A 22,069-nucleotide genomic window follows, 5' to 3' on the forward strand; every position below is an offset into this window, starting at 1 on the left:
AGAGACAATGCCGGAGCACGACGCTGCCCCTGAGATTGAAGAACTAGCGGCAACCGCCGTAGACACCGAGCCTGACCGCCCTGGACGACTCAGAAGTATCCTCGTCCGCAACTTCCGAGCAATCGGCGCCACAGGGGTCGAGATTGAGCTGGATGACATCGTGGTCCTCGTTGGACCGAACAATGCAGGTAAGTCATCGATTCTTAGGGCCTATGAGCTCGTGATGGCGGAAGGAACGGGAGATGAAGCGCTCGACCTCGACGACTTCCCCAATCGACAGGTCATTGAGAACGCCCTCCCAACGATCGAGACGACAACCGCTCTTGGGGGTGGCCGTCCACCCGCCGCAAAGTACATCTATGCCGACACGGAAACAGGAGAGAGGCTCGTCAAAGAACGCTGGGTTTGGCATATCCCGGGGGCCAAGCCGGTCCGGCAGGGCTTCGATGTCGAACTCGGTCAATTTGTCGATGAGAAGCCCTGGGGGTTCGCTGGAGTAGCGAAGCCGAATCGTCCGCGGCCTCACGTAGTTGGCCCCTTCATGACCCCAGCGGACATCTCGGATCGCGTATCAGGGATCCTGTCTTCCGCGCTGAAGAAGCGACAGAAGAACCTCCGCGAAGACGAGGGACCTAATGGCCAGGCATACCGTGAGCTCACGGCCCAGCTCGCTTCACTCCAGAGCAGCCTCGCGGAAGCCGAACGCGGCGCTGTCGCTGGCATCGAGGCTCGAATATCCGAGCACCTCGGCAGCGTCTTCGGCGGCTTCAATGTCCGAGTGGACGCCCGAGCAGAAGATCAGCTCGAGAAGTCGCTTTCGCTTTTCAAGTCAGCGCCCATTCTCCGCATGGGGCGAACAGCTGAACAGGCAACCGATCTTTCGCGTCAAGGAAGCGGAACATGCAGGGCCCTCTTCTGGGCGACTCTGATGGCCCTAGCAGAGTCGAGCGCGGACGGTGAGACAAACATGCCGACAGACCTCCTCATCGTTGATGAACCTGAGCTGTCGCTCCACCCTGACAGGATTCGGTCGGCCGCCGACGCACTCTACACTCTCGCCGAGCGAGATGGCTGGCAGGTCATGATCGCCACACACTCGCCAGTCTTCGTCGATTTTCGCCGCGACCACACATCGATCGTCAGGGTCGAGATCGACGACGACCACACCGCCACGGGCTGCACGATCTTTCGACCCTCGAAAGCTCATTTTGATGACGACGACCGACAGAACCTAAAGCTGCTCAACATCTGCGATCCGCACGTGGCCGAATTCTTCTTTGGCGGCCGCGTCGTCGTAGTCGAGGGCGACACCGAGTATGCAGCCCTCCAACTTGCAGCAAATTCGATCGAAGACGATACGAGCGACGTCCACGTCGTTCGGGCTCGCGGCAAGTGGACAATCGCGTCCGTAGCGAAGATCTTGAATCAATTCAACGTAGGATACTCAGTCCTTCACGACTCAGATGCGATTAGCGACGCCCCGCAGTCGCCATGGGCGGCCAATCAACGAATACTGGATGCCACTGCGCCCGGGCGCGAAACTGAGCGGGTTCGGCTTGTTGCGTCGGTTCCCAACTTCGAGGAAGCGTACCTTCAGTCAACAGCGACCGCCGACAAACCCTACCGAGCCGTCAAGAGGCTTACCGAATCGCCAGAAGCCATGGCGCGTGTTCAGCAGCTGCTCAGGTCACTTCTCTCTCCGGACCAAGCGATCCCCGAAGGCGCCGTTGAGTGGAGCAGCATGGACGACCTTCGCCATGCGGTAGCCGAGGCTGCAGCAGCCGTGCAGCCCACGGTGGGAGCACGAGTGGAGTAGCTGCCCTCCACAACCGCGTCCGCGCCAGGGCCGCCGCGGCGAGGGCGGCTAGCGCGCGGTTGGCGGCGCTGTCCAGGCTCTCGGTGACGCGGGGGACGTCGAAGCGAGGCTCGGTTCCGAGCGGCGCGTCGAGGCCCGGGCGCAGGAGCGCCGCAAACGTCACTTGAAGCCCACCCTCTCCGAGACACGGTCGGGTCCGAATATGGGTGGGTGGCGCACCTCGCCATGCCACTCCAGGACGCGATCGACCTCGCCGAGTTCCTCGTTGATCTCACGTGTCGGTGGTATCGTTCCAGGCTCGGTGCGCCGACCGTCGGAGGCCCGATCGAGATCGCCGCGATCGAAGAGCACCAGGACGTTCGCTGGGTCGAGCGCAAGTACGACGACCACGCGGACCTGATCGCCACGGAGCGCGATGACCAATGACCGACCGATCGAGAGGAGAGTTCGAGGACGGCTACTTGGCGGCTGACGCGGAGCTCGCTCCCGGTGGGTTCGCGGCCACGGTCGTGCTCAGCGGCATCAGCCTTGGCGCGATCCAGGGCCCTGCGCCCGCGCCGATGACGATTCGATTCAACTTCAGCGAGGACGCCGCAGCGATCGCTGACGACCGGCCGACCTTTGCGGAGGTCGCCGCCTACGTTCTGGACAAGAACGCCGAGCTGCACCGTCGCCTGAGCTAGTGCGGATCTTCTGGGAGGAAGAAGTGCTGGGCTGCGCGGCCTGGTCGCGAGCACCTCGACGGCACCGCTCTGGCGCGGGTTCGCTACCGGTCTCGGCGTGCCGCGGATCGCGGCCGTCCGCTGAGCCACTGCACGCCCGCTCGAAATCTCGGGTCTCAGCGGTAACCTTCTGGGCCGCGGGCCGGTCTAGCTGGGCGGCAGGGCGCCTCGCCCTCTGCCCTCCCCCAGCATGGCCAAGCCCGTCGACAGCTCGGATTCCGAGGACCGCGAGGACGGTATGAGCCGGCTCCAGATCGAGAACTTCGCCCACCTGCGCTCGGTGGACATCGCGTTCGGGGACCTGACGGTCCTCGTCGGGCCGCAGGCGTCGGGCAAGAGCCTGACCCTGCAATGGCTCAAGGCGGCGCTCGACGGCCGGAACATCGTCAAGGCGCTGACCGACGCCGGGCACCCGGCGGACGAGCCGGCGCACCTCGTCGATCTGATCTTCGGCGTCGGCATGGGCAGCGGCTGGAGCGCCGACAGCTCGGTCCGGTGGGAGAACCGCGCCGTCGATCCGGGCTCCCTCTCGAGGCGGGGCGACAAGCAAGGCAAGGCGCGGCTGCTCTACATCCCCGCCCACCGCGCGCTCCTGATCAACGACGGCTGGGCCCAACCCTTCCAGAAGCTCGGCCCCGACACGCCGGTGGTGGCACGCCTGTTCAGCCAGTGGCTGTTCGAGCTGTTCCGCCCAGCCCTGGACGGCGGCGCCCTGTTCCCACGCGAGCGCGTCCTGAAGAGCGAGTACCGCGACCGGATCGACGCCGCCGTCTTCCACGGCGGTGAGGTCTCGCTACGGGAGGACGAGGGGCGGGTGCGTCGGCTGCATCTCACTCACGGGGACGTCCAGCTCCCGTTCATGACCTGGACCTCGGGACAGCGTGAGTTCACGCCGCTGCTCTTCGGTCTCTACAGCGCGCTCCCTCCGCGCAAGCAGACCAAGGACGAGCACCTCGAATGGGTCGTGATCGAGGAGCCCGAGATGGGCCTGCATCCCGAAGCGATCACGGTGGTCCTCCTGCTGTGCCTCGAACTGCTGTCCCGCGGCTATCGAGTGGTCGTCTCGACGCACTCGCCGCTGGTCCTCTCGGCGGTCTGGATGCTCCGCCGCCTGCGTGAGATCGGAGCGGGCCCCGAGTTCGTCTGCGACGCCTTCGACGTCCCGGCACGAGGGAAGACGAAGGACGTCGCGAACGCGGCCCTGGACAGGGGTCGCTCCCTGCGGACGTTCCTGCTCAAGCACGGGCCTGACGGTGTGGTGTCGAAAGACATCTCCAGCCTGGATCCGGGGTCCGAGGACGACGACGTGTCCGGCTGGGGTGGCCTGGCGGGGTTCGGCTCGCACTTCGGCGAGACGGTCCGGCGCGCGGTCGAGGCGTCGCGGCGATGACGGGGCCGGTCGAAGGCGCGCTGAAGGCGAAGAGCCCGCTCCGGGCGCAGGTGAAGGCCGGCGTGCGAGCCATGCGACGGCGCGATCGCGGATCGATCGAGAAACCGGCTCGACCGATGATCGAAGACAGCCTCGACCTCGACTCGGCGACGGCGGCGTCGCGCGGGACCGCGCGGTCGTGGGACTACCTGCTCGGCGCTCGAGAGACCGGACGCCTGGTCGCGGTGGAGATCCACCCGGTCAAAGCCGGCAACGTCACGGAGATCCTCGAGAAGCGCCGCGCGAGCGAACGGCTCCTCGCGCGGGAGCTGCGTGCGAGCGAACGCGTCCATGCCTGGGTGTGGATCCCCTCCGGCCGCAGCGACTTCGGGCCGTTCGAGAGAGACCGCCTGCGGCTCGACCAAGAGGGCGTGCGCCTGGTGTCGAGGCCGGCCTCGGCCGCCCGGCTCGGGCTGAACGGCGTCGCCCCTCGACCCCGCCGTCGCTGATCGCCCGGCGCGGTTCGGCGCCCGTCGATCGCGCCGGCGACTCTCCGTCAGGGCCCCACCGCGAGCGCCAGCCCCTGACTCAGCGCGAACCCGAGCGCTGCCCCCGGATCCAGCACGGCCGCCTGCAGGGTCAGGTCGAATCCCCCGGGCACCACCGGAAAGCTGGTCGTGAGGGTCACCTCGCCCGAACCGGCGCCCGCGCCCCCCATCGGGAGCGCCCACGGCCCCGGCAGGATCGGGTCGAGGAGGATCGTGCAGCCGCCGGCAAGAGGCAGATCTCCGGCCCCGCCGCCGAAGACGACGAACGCGACGCTCGGCGCCACGGCGTTCGACACCCCGAGCGTGAAGCGCGCACCGGAGGCGAGGCAGCCGTCCAACGTCAACGTCGGCACGAAGCCGCCCGTTCCGGCGCAGCCCGTGCCATAGCTCGCGACCGACCCGGGACAGGGGTCGAGCAGGTCGAAGACGTAGGCGGCGCCGGTGCCGGTCACCTGGACGGCCCGGTAGGCGCCCACGAGGAGTCGCTCGCCCGCAAGGGCGACGCGGTAGCCGAACTGGTCCCCGCCATTCGCGTCGGACGCCGTCAGCTTCTGGACCTCGTTCCACCCGGCGGCATCACGCTCGAACAGGTAGGTCGATCCGGCGTCGACGCCGCCGGCGTGGTCCTCGAGGCGCGCGCCGGCCGCCAGACGGTCGCCCTCGACCGCGACGGCGACACCGAACTGGTCGTTGGAGCCCGCGTCCGTCGCGACCAGCTTCGCGGACTGGCTCCAGACGGACCCCGTCCGAGCGAAGACGTAGACCGACCCCGCTCCACCACCGCCGGCGTGGGAGTCGCGATAGGCCCCCGCGGCGATGGTGTCACCGTCGATCGCCACCGCTTCGCCGAGCTCGTCGAACGGCTCGCCATCGTCCGCCACGAGCTTGGCGTCCTCGGCCCAACCGCCGGCCTCGCGCTGGAACACGTAGACCGCTCCGACACTGGACCCATCCGACGTGTCGGCGTATGGGACGCCGACGACCGCCGTGTCGCCGTCCAAGGCGAGTGTTCGCCCGAACTGCAGGAGGTCGTTCGAGTCCGACGCCGTGAGCTTGGCCGTCTCCACCCAGCTCGTGCCGCCGAACTCGAAGACGTAGACCGCCCCGGCGCGCTCGAAGCCGCTGTGGTCGTCCTCTTCAGCGCCCACGAGGATCGTGGCCCCGTCGACGGCGACCGACCACCCGAAGAGGTCGCCCGCCGCCCCGTCGGCCGCGACCAGCTTCGCCTCCTGAACCCAGCTCCCGCCCGTTCGGCGAAAGACATAGGCGGCTCCGACGTTGAGCGCCGCGCCCTGGTCAACGCGCGGCGCGCCGACGACCGCCACTTCGCCATCCAGGGCGACGTCGTAGGCGAAAGCGCCGCTGCTCGCTGCGTCCGATGCGAAGAGAGCCGCTTCCTCGATCCAGACACCGTCTTGCTCGACGAAGATGAACGCCCGGCCAGCGTTCGTCGACGAACCCACGCTGGCGCTCGAGTCGCCGATCAACGCGACCGGGCCGTCGAGCGCGAGGGCGCTGCCGAAGCCGCCTCCGGAAGCGGCTGTCGTGGGCAGCAGCTTGGCTACCTCGGTGGCGTAGATGGGATCGTCGGACGGGAGCGCGAGCAGCGCGAGGGGCAGCGCGGCGAAATGGGTCCACATGTTGGCGAGACTACCCACACGGACGGCCAGGATGCGAGCCTGCGGGTCATGGGTCGAGGAGCGACTGCGCCCGGTCGTGATGGGCCCACTCGTCGAATCGAGAGAACTGGGCGAGCCCTGTCGTGGCCGACTCATCCAGTGGCGACGTCGGGCAACATGGGGCGACCCCCGCAGCCGTGCCGATCGAGGTACTCGGTTGTCGCCAGCTCCGGCGCGAGCGCCACGTCTGGAGTGAGCAGGACGGACCCGTCAACCCGTTGGCCGGCCCATCGCAGCGAGTCCCGGTAGATGTGCGCGCTCGCCATCGCGTCCATCAGGCTTGCTCGCGCCGTGCGGTACTTGGCGTCGTAGACGCCGAACCGGAGATCGCGGCCGTCGGCCTCGTCGACGACCACGATGTCCGGGATCCGCGACTTCGAGATCGACCAGGGCCCCGCCTCGCACCCCGAAGGGAGGCTCGGGAACCTGGGCTGCAGGAGGATGGTGAGCCGGCGGCCATTGGCTTCGCCGCTCCAAGCGGCGTCGGCGTTCACGTGCAGGTCGCGGGGCACGCTCCGGGTCCAGGCCAGCTCGGCGTGCTCGTCCCGTAGCTCCCGAGCCATCCGCACGAAGCACCATCGCTCGTACACCTCCCACGTCGGGCTCAGCCAGTGCCGCTCGGCGTTGCGCTCGCCGCCGATGCCGCGGCGCAGGGCGCGCCACCCACAGCTCCACGCCCGCGCGTAGGCCGGGTCGGCGTCGACGGCGACCAGGCCCGCCGACGTCACCTCGTGGCGGCGGACGGACGGAAACGGCTGGCGACGCAGGCGGCGGGTCAGCTCGCGCTCGACGCCGACGAGCACGCGCCGACGCTCGGGCCAGCGCTTGGCGAGGGCGCTGCGAGTCGCGCTCTCCTCGTCGTCGGCCAGCGCGAGGCGCTCCAGGACCCGCAGAAGCGACCGCGTCCGCGCCAGGGCCGCCGCGGCGAGGGCGGCGAGCGCGCGGTTGGCGGCGCTGTCCAGGCTCTCGGTGACGCGGGGGACGTCGAACCGCGGCTCGGCACCCGTCGGCGCCTCGAGGCCCGGGCGCAGCAGCGCCAGCGTCGCGGGGTTCCGTAGCGCCGTGCGCGCCGTCCCGCGATCCACGCGGCGCACCCGGTGCGCCGGCCGGTCCTCGCGCTCGGCCACGAGGCGGGCGCGCGGGCGCCGTACCACCTCGTCGAGCGCGCGCAGGAACGCCGGCGCGTTGCGGCGCAGGCGCTCGAACTCGATCCAGGGGTTCTGCGCCGCGTCGAGGCGCCCGACGCGGGTGGTGGCGGGCTCGACGCCGAGGACGAGCGCGGGGTCCTCGGCCCACAGCTCGTCGACCATGGCGTCGAAGACCTCGCGGCCCGCCTTGCGCGGGTCGGGCGAGACGTCGAGGCGAAAGCGCGCGACGGCGCGATCGCCGATTCGGGCCTCGGCGGCGACCTCGCCGGCGTAGAAGCCCGGGAGCCAGCGCCACGCGCGCTCACCGAGGCGGGCGTTCGGCGCGGGCTCCAGGGGCTCGTCGTCGACGACGACGGCGTCGACGGTGCCGGTCGGATCGACGAGTTCGTAGCGGCCGATCTCGCGGAAGCCGCCGGTGACCTCGGGCGCGGGGACGACGCGCTCCGGCGCGCCCTCCGGATTGCCGGACGTCGTGCGCACCCGCAGCACGGTCGCGACTGGGCGCGGCGGCTGATTCGTAGTCCCGGCAGCGGCAACGCTCGGATCGTGAGGCAGGGACTCGCCGGCCAGATGGACCCGTCCGGTGGAGTGCGAGTTTGCAACACTCGCGCCCTACTCGCTCGTAACGCCGCTCGAGCTCTCTCGTGACAGTCGTCGGTCAGCTCAAGCCGATGCCTAGGTTGCCTGCTCTGATCCCCCGTGCACCGTGGAACCAGCGCGAATCAGCGACTCCATCGACTGCACCGCGTCGGTTCTTCCAGACCAATCAGCCGGAGCGGAAAGGGCGGCGAGCCGGTCGGCGATACGTCGAGAAAGTACAGGATCCTCGGTCGCCGCTCGGGTCAATCGTTCGACAGCTTTGGCCGAGTCCCGAAGGAACCGCTTGGGTGAAAAGAGGAGAAAGTGAGCCGGCACCCTTACGCGGCGGCCCTCCGCCGCCCACGACCAGTAGGCGCCGCTGACCCGACGCAGGTGCTCGACGGTCAGCCCCTCGAAGTCGAAGTCGAGTGCTCGGTTCTCGGAGTCGATCAAGCAATAGCTCAGAACCAACGGTCCGGCGACCGAGGCCACGTCGTGCTCCTCGATCGTGACGTTCCTGGGCCCAAAGAGGTGAAACGCTGGGTAACGGAACATGGCGCCCAAGACCTGCGCGTAGGCCGCGTACCGCAGGTCGAACCAGGTGGCTAGGAACGCTTCACGGAGCTGCTGCAGATTCTGGTCATCGGTCTTCTCCACCTCCGAATCGGCAGTGAGCTGGCAGAGGTGATCGAGGCACGCGAAGCCGATCCTGACCGGGATCATGCTCCAGTGGGTGCCGATGGACTCGTTGACCAACGGCGCAGCGGACAACGGCAACAACCGTCGCCCGACCTCGTCGAGGTGAACCCGAAGCCCTTCCAAGTGTTCGATTGCCGAGGGGTCCGCTCTATCCCGACCGCGTTTCCGCCGTGGATGGGGGATCAGTGCGAGGATCTTGTTGGTGACTCTCGAAGCTGCCGTGGCGCCCGGGGGAACGTGATCGGCTCGGACCTCTCCCGCGGCCTCGCTCGACAGGCTTCGCGGGAGCCAACTCCATGCAGGGACGTTGTCGTCGATCGCTCGCCGTAGGGCGACGGCCGAAGACGGCTCGAGGTTGTCGATCAACTCCTCCAGGGTGGGGCGCGCGATCAGCCGAAGGATCGACTCGTACACCTCGAGCTGCTGCCGAGGGGTGAGAGGTCGGCCGCTAGGGTGACGCTCGGTCGCGCCTATCGACATGACCGCGACCCTTGCCTCGAGAGGCGGCGTGTCTACCTCTCGGGGCTCGGCGTGCAGCTCGTCGAGCGTCTTCGGAGCCAACTGCGTGCCGAGCGTGACGGCCCGAGGCTCCGCTACCTCCTGCCAGGCCTTGTTGAAGTGCTCGAGACGGTCAGGCTCCTCTATCACCTCTGCCATCGCGATCGCCGCGGCCTTGGCCTCGACGAGCAGGACTCGGAAGTTGACCTCGATCTCCTGCTGATGTTCAACTTGCTCGCGACAGCGCACAGCTTCGGGCTCGGAGTCACTCCAAGTCGGCACAACAGTCACGACCCTGTCCCGTCCGTCGAGCGAGGATTGCCCCGCATGAAACGTAGCTCGTCGCGTGCCCAGCCCGTGGGCAATCGGGTTGCGGCAAGCGCGATACAGCGCCAAGGCAAATGGCCGGAGCTCCTGCAGGTAGAACTTGAAGGTCCTCATGCCGGCGCCCTGCTGCGTCGCCGTACCAGAATCGAGCGCACCCAAGTACTCGATCGCGGCAAAAGCCGACCGCGCGCCGTGCTCGGCTGGATCGACCAGCCGGCTCGCGGGCGAAGCTGCAGCCAGGTCCAAGATCCGGATCTCGGACTCGATCGACGCGGCCACGCCTTCGAGGTGCAATCGTGCCTCGGAAGGAGAGAGCGCTCGCCGAGGCTGGCCCGCGACCCCCGGGAGGTGCGCGAGGGCTATGCCAGGGTGCGGCCGCATCTCCAGCGGGCGCTCGCGCTGTCGAGTCGCCTCTTGGCGCTCAGCCGCGAGCGATTTGAAGGCCATGCGCGCGTCGGCCGCCGCCGCCGTCATCCACGATGGGAGGCCGACCTCCTCGATGATCGTGGGCAGGTCAGGCCAGTCTGGCTGTAGGTAGATCCACGCCGCTGTCCTAGCGATCTTCAGGTGGACTTCGCTAGGGTCCTCGAGAAAGCACTTCGCATACTCGTAGAGATCAATCTTGAGATCTGCGTCTCGGAACCAATCGGGCCACTCGCCAGTTCGCTCTTTGATCTCACGACACGCTTGAAGTCGCGCACTATCTTCGATGAATCCGCGGACGAGGCTGAGCGCGCCGCTCACGTCGTCGGGAGGCCGATATCCGTCCCATCGATTCTCCATGTCGTGTGGGACCGAGGGGTCAAGCAGTCGCTTGCACCAGCACATCACGGTAGCCGGATCGGTCAGGCCGTTGATCGACGGCCGCATGGGCATTGACTGAGGGGTCGGCGCGGCCTGACGCCTGCGGGGCTTGCCCGTCTGCTTCGACGCGCCCTGTCCTCGCTGCTTGCGATTCTTCTTCGGTCGCTCCTTGCCACGTGATTGGCCGCTCCGCTTCTTCTTCATGATCGATAGATTAGCCGTCGACGATCACAACGGAACTCGACTCCAAGATTTGGCGCGGGCCCGCACGGCAACCCTCGGTCTCACAGGCGAGCATCCGGCAGCAGCCCTCGAGCCCCTTGCTCCCCCGAGTCGATGCCGATCCACCACGCCATCTGGAAGACCGGCGACATGCCCACCCCTCTTCTCCCGCGCTCGCCTGGCCACCGAGCTGGACCTTGAGCGGATGATGGAGCAAGCGCCGGCGATCCTGTCCGGCGAGTGGATGCTCACCGACCGCCAGGTCCGGAACGAGCACGGCGAGTTCATCGACCTCCTCGCCGTCGCGCCCGACGGCTCGCTCGTCGTGATCGAAATCAAGCGCGAATAGACGCCCCGCGAAGTTCTCGCCCAGGCGCTCGTCTACGCGACCTCGATCGATAGGCTCGTCGCGACCGACGTCATCCGGATCTACCGCGCATACACCGACGGCCGCAGCCTGAGCGAGGACTTTCACGCCCGCTTCGGTGCGCCCCTCGATGAGGACACGCTCGGTGACACTCACCAGATCGTCATCGTGGCCGCCGAGCTCGACCCCGACACGGAGCGCATCGTCGACTACGTCGCTTACCGCGGCATCACGATCAACGTCGTGCTGTTCCAGGTCTTCCGCCACGTGTGGCTGGACGCTCCACTCCGCGAACCACTCGCGCCAGCCCTCGTCGTCCAACGCCGCGGCCGGAAAGCCGAATGCGTGCCGACTCAACGGGACGGGATGGTCGATCCACAGCCGCCGATGCAGCTCTAGGTCGGCGCGGCCCTCACGATCGGCGGCGAGCCAATCGGCGACTAACTGCTCGAAGTCCGGATACCACGGCAGGCGCTCGGCGAAGACCTCGGGCTCGGCGAGCAACTCGTCACACGCGGCTCGCAGGCCGGCATCGGTCGACAGGTCGGGCATTGGCTCTCCTTCTCGAACCGGCCTCGGCTAAAGATCATCACTCGTCAACAGCTTCAGGTACCGCGGAAACACGAACAGCTTCTCGCGCCCGTGCACCTCCTCGCGCAGGATCCCGATTGTCGCGAGCTCGCGCAACCACTTCGAAGCCGTCTGGCGCACGACTTCGCAGCGTTCCGTGACGTCGCCGATCCGACAGTAGGGCCGTTCGAATAGCAGTTGGACGAGTTCGTGGCTGTAGAGCTTCGGTGCCGCCTCGCGAAGCTCCGCGGCCGTCTGGCCCATCAGGAGCTCGATCGCCTCGACCCTCGCCAGGGTCCACCTCGACGTCTGAGCGATCCCGTCCAGCACGTACAGGATCCACGGCTCCCAAGCGTCGTCGCTAGTGACCGCGCGCAGGCTGCAGTAGTACTCATCGCGGTGCGCGATGATGTACCGGCTCAGATAGACGATCGGCAGGGGGAGGAGGCCCGCCTGGACGAGGAACAGGCTGTTCAGGATCCGACCGGTCCGCCCGTTGCCGTCGATGAAGGGGTGGATCGCCTCGAACTGGTAGTGGGCGACCGCGAGGCGGACGAGCGGGTCCGGCTCCTGCTCTTCGTTGACGAAGCGCTCCCAGTTGGCGACGAGCTGTCGCAGGTGCCCTTCGCCGCTCGGTGGCGTGTACACGACCTCGCCGGTCTGGGCGTTCCTCAGGGTCGTGCCGGGGACCGACCGTACGGTCATGTCGATGCCGCGGAGCCGGGTGCAGATGCGCTCGGCGAGGCCGGTGGTGATCGGTCGCCGCTCCAGGTCGCCGAAGGCCTCGAGCAGGGCCTGCGCGTAGCGACGCGCCTCCTTCGTCGCGGGGTCGCCGGCGACGTCGCTCGCGACCTCCCGGAACAGCGCGTCCGTGGTCGTGACGATGTTCTCGATCGCTGAGCTGGCTTGGGCCTCGAGCAGGGGCATCGTCCGGATCAGGATCTCTGGGCTCGGGAGACGGCCGGCGGCCTGGCCGACCTCGGCGAGGGCACGACTGGCGTCGATGCACCGCTTGAGGACCGCCTTGGTCTCGAGTTCGCCCGGGGGGGGCAGTAGGGGGAGCTCGTCGTAGGGGCGGGTCGGATCCCAGGGAGACATGGCGGGTTGGGGGTCGGAGCCGGGCGGCCTCAGGACGTGTTAGCCCGAGTGACAGGTCGGCCAAACGCGTCAAGAACCGAGGCGGAAGTTACCACGTCCTAGCAAGTACCAGGCAGCACGCTCCGACAGGACGCGGGCCCGGGAACGGCCGGCAGGCCGAATCGTGCCGGCTGCTTCAGGCCCAATGGGTGGTGTCTACGCGTTTCGCGAATCCCGCAACCTCCTGTCTTTGAAGCCCTTGGACATTGTCACGGCGCTCTACCTGGCCGGCCAGGAGCTCGCGACCGCCCTCGAGCTCAGCCTCTCGGAAACCAAGGCGTCAGTCGACCGAGGCGTCGCGGCCGGGATCCTGGGACCTGGGGTGCAACCGAAGGCCAAGCCGTCCGTCATTCGGGGGGCGCTGCTCGAGTTCCTGACCCATGGGGCTCGGTACGCCTACTTCGTCTCGCCGGGTCGGGTCGGCCGAGGGTTGCCCACCGGTCGCAGCGCCCCGCCACTCTCCGACCTGGACCAGCCGGGCTCCGACCCGCCCCTGGTCTGGGCCGACCCCGATGGCGAGGTCCGAGGACAGGTGATCGAGCCGCTCTATCGCACGGTCCCGGCGATCGCGCGCAAGGACCCGGCCATGTACGAACTGCTCGCCCTCGTCGATGGCGTTCGGTGTGGCGCGACGCGCGAACGGGGACTCGCCGTCGCGGAGCTCGAGCGCAGGCGCCTTCATGATCCGAACTGATGATCCGAACCCCGCGCGGCTCGAGGCGGCCGCCGCTCGGCTCGCGAGGCTGGTCGGCCATCAGGCCTTCGCCGTGGAGGTCCGCGACTACTGCGCGCGCGGGCCCCGCGCAGGCAACTGTCACGCGCTGCACGTGTGTCACGCAGACAGTCGCACGCGGCCAATGAGGCCCACTGAACAGGAACCCTCAGCTCGTCAGGAGCCCAGCAAGAGCCGCGGCAACTCCCGCCGCATCGCATCGGCCATCTGTGCCGCCGTGGGCACCGCAGGCCGTTGCTGTCGAGCGATCTCCGGCGCACGCGAGAGGTCGTCGTTGTCCGCCGAACAGAACCGATCGATCGACTCGCGGATCTTCTTCGCGCGCTTCGCCGTGAGCTCGGGCCGCAGGACCGACGCCCGATCCACCAGCACGCCGAGGTCCGGGGCGAAGAGGGTCAGCGTGTCGAAGACGTACAGGAGGTCCTTGGAGCGCTTGTGCTCACCCGTGCGGTGGTTCGGCCCGGCCTCGCGCTGGGGAAGCACCAACATCTTCTGGCACAGGTACGCGATCGGGTTGACGACGTGCAGGGTCTCGTCCCCCTCGGACTCCAAACGGCAGGTCCAGGGCTCGTGCAGCAGGAGATCCACTCCTTCCAGGCGCTCGGCGACGACGCCGCCGAAGGCCTGGGGTTCCCGTGCGAGACCGCCGGTCCTGGGCGCGATGAACTCGAGGTAGCCCTCGGTGCCAGGGAGGACGTAGCGGTGCTTGGCTCGCTCGCTGCCCGACAGGGCCTCGACGAACCCTGACGCTTCGAGGGCATGCAGGATCCTCGCGTCGCTCCGCAGGGCGACCTCGAGGTCGCGGTTCGCGGCGATGTCTACATCCTCGGTCCGGACCGGCTCGAAGGCCGCGGTCGAGGCCAGCTCGTGGTGCCTGAACAGGCGATGGGCCGTGCCCCCGACCACGACGAGACGATGTCCCTGGCTCGCCAGGGCCCCTGCGGCACGCTTCAGCACTTGCTCGGTCACGACCCCCCCTCGTCCAGGAGCCCGATCCGTTCCATGATCTCTTGCGCCTGCTCGGCCCCGCGGGTCGGGTGGTCCACCACGTCGAGCCAGCACTGCAGCACGTCCGCCGTCGGCACCCCGTCGCGGACGACGGCGCCCCTGAAGACCGACTGCGGCGCCGTCGGTCGTCGAAGGTAGATGTCCTGTGCTGACCGATCATCGACTCGGTGTAGGCCGAGGCTGTCGAGCCGCGGGGTCAGGGTCGTGTCGGGATCCTCGTGGTAGAAGTGGATCGGGCCACCGAGCACGTGGCCAAGGCCCAGGCTGCGGCACGCTTCGAACAGGCCGAGGCACATCCAGGGACGGCGATGGCCCGGACCTTGCTCCAGTTGCCGGCGGCGCTCCTTCGATTCGAGTTCGAGCAGTCGCCGCAGCTGCTTCGCGGGGTCGCCCGACGGTAGGTCGAACCGCACGCGGACGTCTCGCGCCTGCCCTACCGTGTCGCTCCTCCATGCGTCGAGGAGATCCCGGAGTCGAACCAGGCGCAGGGATCGCGTCGAGCGTTCGAGGAAGCCGTGGTCCTCGAGATCCGCGAGGAAGCGCGAGACCATCGACGTCGACACCCGGGCGCGGTCGGCCAGGTCGGTCGCGTTGCGGATCGGACCGCGATCGGCCGTCAGCAGGTCCTCGTCGACGCGTGGAGCCAGGAGGACCTTGAGCATCCATTGGCGGAGGTCGGTGAAGAGCTTGGCTCGGGCCGCCGGCTGCGCGGCGGGGTTGGTGCGAGCGGAGTCCGCTGCAGGTTCGGCGCTGAGCAGAGCTCCAGCGCCGCCCTCGGCGTGCTGCGGATCGAACAGACTCACGATGCCGTGGGGGTCCACGACGCCCCAGGCGGCCTCGCCGTCGACCCAGCGGCAGTACTCGCCGAGCCTCTCGATCATCGCGGCCGAGATGGGCGTCGCGACGACGATCGCCATCGGGCGACGACCTCGTTCGCGGCTCGCCGCCTGGCCGGTCAGCAGGCCGTCGGCCAGGGCGCGGCGCAGGGTGTCGAAGCCGGCGCTACCCACCGCGCCCCGTAGATGGGCTTCGTAACGGTCGTTGGCACGACCGAATGGGATAACTGTCGGGTGTCGCGACCCTCGAGCTCCATCGACCTCGAGCTCGACCGGATCGTCGACGGTCCAACCTTCGCCTTCGAGGACGCCCGAGAGTCGCGTCGAGGCGGCGGACAGGAGCAGTTGGATCTTGCTGGTCATGGGGAGCCCGGGTCATCGGCGATCATGGGACCTTATATAGGCATGTTCCTCCATATACGCAACCTTGCCCATATACGCAGGAGCCCGCTCCCTGGAGCTACCCTCCCACGAAGCTTCCATGAGACCGCCCATAGGAGCCGTAACCTCCTGATTGGAAGCCCGTTGGCACAATGCCTCGACCGAGGCCACGTCCGCTTCCGCCCCGCCCACCGTTAGCACCCGCTCATCCCCGGCCGGCCATTCGACGCCCCCACAGGCCCGTCATCCCCTGCCCTGCCCCCCCCAATGCTCCCCTCCGTCCTTGCCCGCGAGACGCGTCAGGCCGTCCTCGACTACCTGCGGACCACCCTCTCCCTCGCGGACGAGGACCTCGAGCGCGCCCTCTTCGACTTCCTCGACGGGCCCGACGGGCTCTTCCGCGGGCCCTTCGTGGATGTGCGGCTGCCCTTCCTGGTGTCGGCGGAGCTCGACGACGAGGACGCACCGATCGACGTCCGCCCGCCCTTCCCGCCCTTCGCCCACCAGCTCGAGGCCTGGGAGCGGCTGTCGACCAAGATCTACCCGCAGCCGCGCCACACGCTGGTGACGACCGGCACGGGGTCCGGCAAGACCGAGTGCTTCCTGATGCCCATCCTCGACCATTGCCGGCGCGCGGTGGCGAAGGGCGAGCCGGGCATCAAGGCGATCATCCTCTACCCGATGAACGCCCTGGCCACCGACCAGGCGCGGCGGCTGGCGAAGGAGCTGTGGGACCGCGACGACCTCGACGGGGTCAGCGCGGGCCTCTACGTCGGCGGCGAGACCGACCAGAAGAAGCCAACCCGCGAGCACCTGATCGGCGACCGGCACACGCTCCGCAAGGACCCGCCGGACATCCTGCTCACGAACTACAAGATGCTCGACTTTCTGCTCCTGCGGCCGGAGGACCGCGGGCTGTGGGAGCAGAACACGTCCGACACCCTGCGCTACCTCGTCCTCGACGAGCTGCACACCTACGACGGCGCCCAGGGCTCGGACGTCGCCTGCCTGATCCGGCGCCTCAAGGAACGCCTCTCGATCGAGCGCGGGCGCCTGTGCTGCGTGGGCACCTCGGCGACCGTCGGCGACGGGGACAGCGAGAGCCGCAAGAGCCTGGTGCGCTTCGCCGAGCAGCTGTTCGGCGAGCGCATGGACCCCAAGGCCGTCGTGGGCGAGCAGCGGCTGTCCGTCGACGACCTGCTCGGACGCCGCAGGCACGCGGCGACCTGGCCCGAGGCCGACGCCGCCGACCTCGCCGCCGACCGCTTCGACGACGGCGCCGCGTGGATCGCCCGCCAGACCGAGCTGTGGTTCGGTGAGCGCGTCGATGACCCGCGGGACCTCGGCGCGCGGCTCCTGGAGCACGGCACGCTGCGAGCCCTGCTCGAGGCCCTGGGCGGCCGCCCGGCAGAGTGGCCGGAGCTGGACGCGCGCCTGGTCGAGACCCTCGACGGCTGGGGTGGCCTCGACGCCGAGCGCCGCTGGCTGCTGGTCCAGTCGTTCCTCGGCCTGGTCTCGACAGCCCGCGATCCGCACAACACCGCTAGCCTGCGCCCCTTCCTCACCGTTCAGGTCCAGCTCTGGATCCGCGAGCTACGGCGCCTGCTGCGCGAGGTCACCGACGCGCCCTCCTTCGCCTGGGCCGACGCCCTGCCCGAGGACTCCGGTCCCGGCCTGCGCCGCTTCCTCCCCATCGGCCACTGCCGCGAGTGTGGCGCGAGCGGCTTCGCCTCGACCACACGCGAGGGCACGCCCGTCCTGTCCGACGACCCCGCCGACGTCGGCCGCGACTGGGTCGAGCACAGCCGGCGCGCGCGCTTCCTCGTGCCGCGCCCGGGCGAGGCGACCGGCTTCGGCGTCGAGCGCAACACCCTCGAGGTCGCCGAGACCGACACGGGCGCCGCGGACCGGCGCGACGGCGCGGCCTGGCTCCCGGTCCTGATCTCCAGCGAGGTCACCGACGGCAAGCGACCGAAGTTCCGCGGTCGCTGCCCCGAGTGCGACTCGGACGACGCGCTGCTGATCCTCGGCTCGCGCGCGGCGGCGCTGCTCGGCGTGGCGACCAGTCAGATCTTCCAGTCGCCCTTCAACGACCAGCGCAAGCTGCTGGCCTTCTGCGATTCGGTTCAAGATGCCTCGCACCGTGCCGGGTTCCTCGGCGCCCGGACCTTCCGCTTCGACCTGCGCGCGGCGATCCAGGGCACCCTCGAGGCGCGCGCTGAGGGCGAGCCGCCGCGCCTCGACGCCTTCGCGCGCGACGTGCTCGAGCACTGGACGAAGCAGGAAGGCGCGTCGCGGGCCATCGCGAGCCTGTGGCCGGCCGACCTGCGCGACCGCGGCGAATGGGCCCGCTTCCACGACGCGAACGGCGAGGGCGCGCACGCCGACCTCGCCGAGCACCTCGTCGCGCGACTGTCGTGGGACCTGGTGCTCGAGTTCGGCCACCGGGCGCGCCTCGGGCGCACCCTCGAGCGCACCGGCTGCTCGACCGTCCGGCTCGACCCCGCTCGCTTCGAGAGTTGTCTCGATCAGCTCGCCCTCGACGTGACCGAGCGCGGCCTGGGCGACGGCCTGTTCGCCGAGCTCGACCGGAGTGCCCTCGCTCACTTCCTGTGGGGTTTGTTCGACCGCACGCGCCTGCGCGGCGGCGTCATGCACCCCTTCCTCGGCGCCTTCGCGCGCGAGGGCGGCGGCTGGTTCCACCTGACGCGGCGCCGCAACCCGTTGATCTCGCCCTTCGGCAAGTTCTCGCGCCTGCCGCGCCTGTTGACCGACACGAAGGGCGGGTCCGATTCGACCTTCGACCTGGTCCCCGGTGAGGGCCGCCACCGCACCTGGTTCCGCGACTGGGCCGAACGTGCCCTCGGGCTGCCGGCCGACGCGGACTCGGTGCGCGAGCTGTATCGCTTCGCGCTCGACCGTGCGCTGGGCGCCGGACTGCTCGTCGATACCGTCCAGAAGCGAGGCGGCCGAGCCTTCGGGCTGAAACCCGACGCACTCGAGCTGGTCCGCGATCCGGTCACCCTGGCCTGCGACACCTGCCGTCGCACCCTCGCCGTCGACGTTCCCGACTCCCGTCTCGGGCGCGCCTGCCCGCAGTACCGCTGCACCGGACGCCTCGAGCCCGAGTCTGCCCTGCGCCGCCGCTCAGACCCCTTCGGCTACTACCGGCGCCTGTTCCGCTCGGGACGCCTGTCGCGGGTCGTCGCCGCGGAACACACTGGCCTGCTCGACCGCAAGCGCCGGGAGCAGCTGGAGGACGCCTTCAAGGCCGACGGCGACGAGCGCCCGATCGACGCCCCCAACCTGTTCGTCTGCACGCCGACGCTCGAGATGGGGATCGACATCGGTGATCTGTCGGCGACGGTGCTGTGCTCGGTCCCGCCGGCTCCCGCCAACTACCTGCAGCGCGTCGGCCGCGCGGGGCGCAGCACGGGCAACGCCTTCTGCGCGACCCTCGTCCTGTCGCGGCCGCACGACCTGTACTTCCGCGCGGAGCCCCAGGAGATGCTCGCAGGCGAGGTGCTCGCGCCGGGCTGCTTCCTCGACGCGCCGCACATGCTCGAGCGGCAGCTGACCGCCCACGCCATGGACGCCTGGGCCCTGGAGGCGTCCGCAGACGTGAAGCTGCCCAAGACCCTGGAGGCCCTCGGCGACAAGCCAGAGGAGTCCGCCTTCCTGCAGTCGTTCCTCGCCTTCCACGGCGAGCGTCGCGGCGAGCTCACGGACCGGTTCGTCGCGCGCTTCAAGGAGGCCATGCGCGACGGCGACGGACTCTCGGACGGCACCGTCCGGCGCATCGAAGAGCTGGGCCGCGGCACCAGGCTCGTCGAGCGCGTCGCCACGGCCCTGCGTCGTTCGTCCGACGAGCTGCGCGAGCTCGCGAGCAAACAGAGGAAGGTCCGGCGCAGGCTGGCCGAGCTCGAGAGCGCCCCTGACGCCAAGGAGGTCGAGGCGGAACGTGACGAGCTGGAGACCACGCGACGGATGCTCGGCCGCCTCAAGGGTGAGCTGGCACGCAAGTACCCCCTCGCGATCCTGGCCGACGAGGGCGTGCTGCCGAACTACGCCTTTCCCGAGGCCGGTGTGACCCTCGAGTCGGTCGTGGCCGAGCGCCCCGATGGCGACGGCAAGCCCCAGTACCGGTCCTACGAGTTCGTGCGGCCCGCCAGCAGCGCCCTGCGCGAGCTCGCCCCTTTCAACACCTTCTACGCCGACGGGCGCCATGTGCGCATCGACGAGATCGACGTGGGCGGCAAGAACCGCTCGCTGCTCGAACGCTGGCGCCTGTGCGCGAGCTGCCACCACTCCGAGCGCGTCGAGGACGACGCGCCGCCCGCCGGGGCCTGCCCGGCCTGCCGCGACCTGGCCTGGGCCGACCAGGGCCGCGTGCGCACCCTGGTGCGCTTCCGCCGCTCGCGCTCGCTCGCGAACTTGGCCGAGGTGGTGACCGCCGACGACTCCGACGACCGCGACGAGGCCTTCTACGAGACCTTCGGGCTGATCGACGTCGAGCAGCGGCACCTGCACGGCGCCGTCGCGGTCGAAGACCTGCCCTTCGGCGTCGAGTACCTGGTCGACCTCGAGCTGCGCGAGCTCAACCTGGGCGCCAGCGGCGAGACGAACGCGCGCGGCTTCCCCCTGGCCGGCGAGGAGTTCGGTGGGCGTGGCTTCGAGGTCTGCACCGAGTGCGGCAAGGTCCGCATGGGGCCGGGGCTCGACGTGCGCCACGCCGCCTACTGCTCCGGCGGCAAGACCGGAAACAAGGAACGGCTCGAGACCGTCTTCCTGTACCGCGAGCTGACGTCCGAGGCCCTGCGGCTGCTGGTTCCGGCCGTCGTGCTCGACGACCAGGCGCGGCGCGCGAGCTTCAAGGCCGCCCTCGCGCTCGGCTTCCGGCGCCACTTCCGCGGCCGCCCGGCGCACCTGGTGATGCGCGAGGTCGAGGAGAGCCTGCCGGGCGGCGCCAAACGGCACTTCGTCGTCGTCTTCGACGCGGTCCCCGGCGGCACCGGACACCTCGCGGGCCTGTGGAGCGGCCGTAAGTTCATGGACGTCCTGGCTGCGGCGAGGACCGCGCTCGAGGCCTGCGGGTTCTGCAACGAGCATGGCACCGACGGTTGCTACCGATGCCTGTTCGCCTACGAGGATCAAGGCCGCCTGCCGCTGCTCTCCCGTGCCACGGCGCTCGAGATGCTGGAGACGATCCTCGCGCGCGCCGCGGACCTGAAGCCGGTGAACTCGCTGTCGGAGGTCAGCGTCGCCATCCGCCAGGACAGCGAGCTCGAACGCCTGTTCGATCGCGCCCTGGTGGCCTGGGCCAAACGCACCGAGGACGTCGTGCTCGAGGACGACCCCCAGCGCGGCGAGCACCGCTGGCGCCTGACGGTCGGCGATTGCGCTTGGGCCGTCGAACGGCAGGTCCGCGTCCTCGGAGATGGTCGCGCTCTACACGAGACCGTTCCCGACCTGGTCTTCCGTCCTGCGGACGGCAATCCAGAGGTATCGACCATCGCCGTCTACCTGGACGGCGCCCTCTGGCACGTCAAGCCGGGCAAGGAACTGGGGGGTATCGCCGACGACATGCGGCGCCGCGACGGGCTGCGCCACGGAAAGGGTTGGTCGGTCTGGTCCTTGACCTGGCAGGACGTCCAGGCGTTCCTCGACGACGACCCGGCCTGCGCTCCGCTGCCACCCCTGCCGAGCGACTCCGCCGCCAATCGCAGGCAGGCGGCCGCGAGGCTGGGCGAGAACGAGCTCGCCCAGCTCGTCGAACGCGGAGCGCTGGCGGGACTCCTGGCCCAGCTGCGCGATCCGAATCCGATCCGCTGGAGCCGCCTGTCGGACGCGATCCTGATCGGCTGGACTGCCGCCGGCCCCAACCTCGGCGCGGCGGCAGCCGAGACGATCGAGTCCAGCCTCGAGCACGACGCGGGCCTGCCCGACCTGACCCCCCGAGCCGCGGCAGCGCCCGATCGGGCCTTCCGCCGCGCCGCAGGCGACCGCTGGCGAGGGGTCTTCGCGTCGATTCCGACGGCCGGCGTCGCCTCGGGCGACCTGAGCAACGCACGCGCCCTGCTGCGCCTGCAGGACGACGCCGAGGCGCGGGCGAACCCCGATTTCCTGCCGACCTGGCGGGCCTACCTGCACGCCACGGGCTGGCTCCAGTTCATGTCCGGCGAGCTGCGGGTCGTGACCACCGAACAACTCGATGCAGCCGTCGTCGACCCTTACACCGTCAACCGCGGGACGGCGAGTCGCGCGGCTGAGCACTAGCAAGCTGAGAAAAATCGTCCGCCACGGTCGCGACGCAGATGGTTCGAATGGGTCGCCGCGCCCTGGCACTCTCGGCCGCTCTCGTCGTCACCGGGCTCGCGGTGCTGATTCTCGACGACGGACTGCCTACTCCGTTGCTCGAACTGCATCGCGAGCCCGGACTGCATCAGCGCCATCGTCGGGCTCAGCCGACTTCGCCCTCTGCGCGTCGATCCTGAGCCAGGCGGTCTCCGGCCGCAGGCTCTGGCCGCCAGCGATGCACGGGTGGTCGGCGACGAAGCCTCGCACCCGCTCGCGCGCGGCTTCGTCCGGCGGCTCGGGGAACTCGGACGGAGCGCGCACGGAGGCCG

The 22,069-nt window shown here is 69.4% G+C and carries 14 protein-coding genes; 7 read left to right on the forward strand and 7 right to left on the reverse strand.

The features are described 5' to 3' along the window. Positions 1-7: 7 nt before the first annotated feature. From Pla133_RS23080 to Pla133_RS23100, 5 genes are all read left to right on the forward strand, one after another. A complete protein-coding gene (locus Pla133_RS23080) occupies positions 8-1,816 on the forward strand; it encodes an ATP-dependent nuclease (protein WP_145069721.1) in 1,809 nt (602 codons plus the stop codon). A gap of 210 nt (positions 1,817-2,026) precedes the next feature. Further along, positions 2,027-2,242, forward strand: a complete 216-nt coding sequence (locus Pla133_RS23085; protein ID WP_145069723.1) for a hypothetical protein — start codon at positions 2,027-2,029, stop codon at positions 2,240-2,242. Then, the gene (locus Pla133_RS23090) at positions 2,239-2,499 is read left to right on the forward strand and encodes a hypothetical protein (protein ID WP_145069725.1); all 261 of its coding nucleotides are present in this window, start codon (positions 2,239-2,241) and stop codon (positions 2,497-2,499) included. The genes Pla133_RS23085 and Pla133_RS23090 overlap by 4 nt, the downstream gene beginning before the upstream one ends. 229 nt (positions 2,500-2,728) lie before the next feature. Further along, positions 2,729-3,928, forward strand: a complete 1,200-nt coding sequence (locus Pla133_RS23095) for an AAA family ATPase (RefSeq protein WP_419191878.1) — start codon at positions 2,729-2,731, stop codon at positions 3,926-3,928. Positions 3,929-4,044: 116 nt separating this feature from the next. Continuing rightward, positions 4,045-4,416, forward strand: a complete 372-nt coding sequence (locus tag Pla133_RS23100) for a hypothetical protein (protein ID WP_145069727.1) — start codon at positions 4,045-4,047, stop codon at positions 4,414-4,416. Between the two features lie 47 nt (positions 4,417-4,463). Here the strand turns inward: Pla133_RS23100 and Pla133_RS23105 are convergent, their stop codons facing one another. The 5 genes from Pla133_RS23105 to Pla133_RS23125 form a co-directional block, all read right to left on the reverse strand. Further along, positions 4,464-6,095 (reverse strand): FG-GAP repeat protein, encoded by a 1,632-nt coding sequence (locus tag Pla133_RS23105; RefSeq protein ID WP_419191879.1) that lies wholly within the window; start codon positions 6,093-6,095, stop codon positions 4,464-4,466. Between the two features lie 131 nt (positions 6,096-6,226). Continuing rightward, positions 6,227-7,762 (reverse strand): DUF2357 domain-containing protein, encoded by a 1,536-nt coding sequence (locus tag Pla133_RS23110; protein ID WP_145069731.1) that lies wholly within the window; start codon positions 7,760-7,762, stop codon positions 6,227-6,229. A 195-nt stretch (positions 7,763-7,957) separates the two neighbouring features. Continuing rightward, positions 7,958-10,393 (reverse strand): hypothetical protein, encoded by a 2,436-nt coding sequence (locus Pla133_RS23115; RefSeq protein ID WP_145069733.1) that lies wholly within the window; start codon positions 10,391-10,393, stop codon positions 7,958-7,960. 10 nt (positions 10,394-10,403) lie between these two features. Then, positions 10,404-11,330: a hypothetical protein gene (locus Pla133_RS23120; protein WP_145069735.1), complete on the reverse strand. Its 927-nt coding sequence runs from the start codon at positions 11,328-11,330 to the stop codon at positions 10,404-10,406. A gap of 27 nt (positions 11,331-11,357) precedes the next feature. Beyond that, on the reverse strand, positions 11,358-12,446 hold the full coding sequence (locus tag Pla133_RS23125) for a Fic family protein (RefSeq protein ID WP_145069738.1): 1,089 nt from the start codon (positions 12,444-12,446) through the stop codon (positions 11,358-11,360). Between the two features lie 238 nt (positions 12,447-12,684). Between Pla133_RS23125 and Pla133_RS23130 the strand changes: the two genes are divergently transcribed. Further along, on the forward strand, positions 12,685-13,179 hold the full coding sequence (locus tag Pla133_RS23130; RefSeq protein WP_145069740.1) for a hypothetical protein: 495 nt from the start codon (positions 12,685-12,687) through the stop codon (positions 13,177-13,179). Positions 13,180-13,374: 195 nt separating this feature from the next. Here the strand turns inward: Pla133_RS23130 and Pla133_RS23135 are convergent, their stop codons facing one another. Together Pla133_RS23135 and Pla133_RS23140 are read right to left on the reverse strand one after the other, a co-directional pair. After that, complete coding sequence (locus Pla133_RS23135) at positions 13,375-14,187, reverse strand: GSU2403 family nucleotidyltransferase fold protein (RefSeq protein ID WP_419191881.1); 813 nt, start codon at positions 14,185-14,187, stop codon at positions 13,375-13,377. Further along, complete coding sequence (locus Pla133_RS23140) at positions 14,184-15,425, reverse strand: MarR family transcriptional regulator (RefSeq protein ID WP_145069744.1); 1,242 nt, start codon at positions 15,423-15,425, stop codon at positions 14,184-14,186. Before Pla133_RS23140 ends, Pla133_RS23135 begins: the two co-directional genes overlap by 4 nt. Positions 15,426-15,710: 285 nt before the next feature. On the opposite strand from Pla133_RS23140, the gene Pla133_RS23145 reads away from it, so the two are divergent. Next, a complete protein-coding gene (locus tag Pla133_RS23145) occupies positions 15,711-21,719 on the forward strand; it encodes a DEAD/DEAH box helicase (RefSeq protein ID WP_145069746.1) in 6,009 nt (2,002 codons plus the stop codon). The last annotated feature ends 350 nt before the right edge of the window (positions 21,720-22,069 follow it).

The organism is Engelhardtia mirabilis (assembly GCF_007748095.1).
Taxonomy (GTDB): Bacteria; Planctomycetota; UBA1135; order UBA1135.

Bases quoted from the DNA above. Each gene is read 5' to 3' on its own strand.
- Pla133_RS23090 (WP_145069725.1), top strand. From the start codon at position 2,239: ATGACCGACCGATCGAGAGGAGAGTTCGAGGACGGCTACTTGGCGGCT.
- Pla133_RS23125 (WP_145069738.1), bottom strand. From the start codon at position 12,446: ATGTCTCCCTGGGATCCGACCCGCCCCTACGACGAGCTCCCCCTACTG.
- Pla133_RS23100 (WP_145069727.1), top strand. From the start codon at position 4,045: ATGATCGAAGACAGCCTCGACCTCGACTCGGCGACGGCGGCGTCGCGC.
- Pla133_RS23120 (WP_145069735.1), bottom strand. From the start codon at position 11,330: ATGCCCGACCTGTCGACCGATGCCGGCCTGCGAGCCGCGTGTGACGAG.
- Pla133_RS23105 (WP_419191879.1), bottom strand. From the start codon at position 6,095: ATGTGGACCCATTTCGCCGCGCTGCCCCTCGCGCTGCTCGCGCTCCCG.
- Pla133_RS23080 (WP_145069721.1), top strand. From the start codon at position 8: ATGCCGGAGCACGACGCTGCCCCTGAGATTGAAGAACTAGCGGCAACC.
- Pla133_RS23115 (WP_145069733.1), bottom strand. From the start codon at position 10,393: ATGAAGAAGAAGCGGAGCGGCCAATCACGTGGCAAGGAGCGACCGAAG.
- Pla133_RS23140 (WP_145069744.1), bottom strand. From the start codon at position 15,425: ATGACCAGCAAGATCCAACTGCTCCTGTCCGCCGCCTCGACGCGACTC.
- Pla133_RS23095 (WP_419191878.1), top strand. From the start codon at position 2,729: ATGGCCAAGCCCGTCGACAGCTCGGATTCCGAGGACCGCGAGGACGGT.
- Pla133_RS23145 (WP_145069746.1), top strand. From the start codon at position 15,711: ATGCTCCCCTCCGTCCTTGCCCGCGAGACGCGTCAGGCCGTCCTCGAC.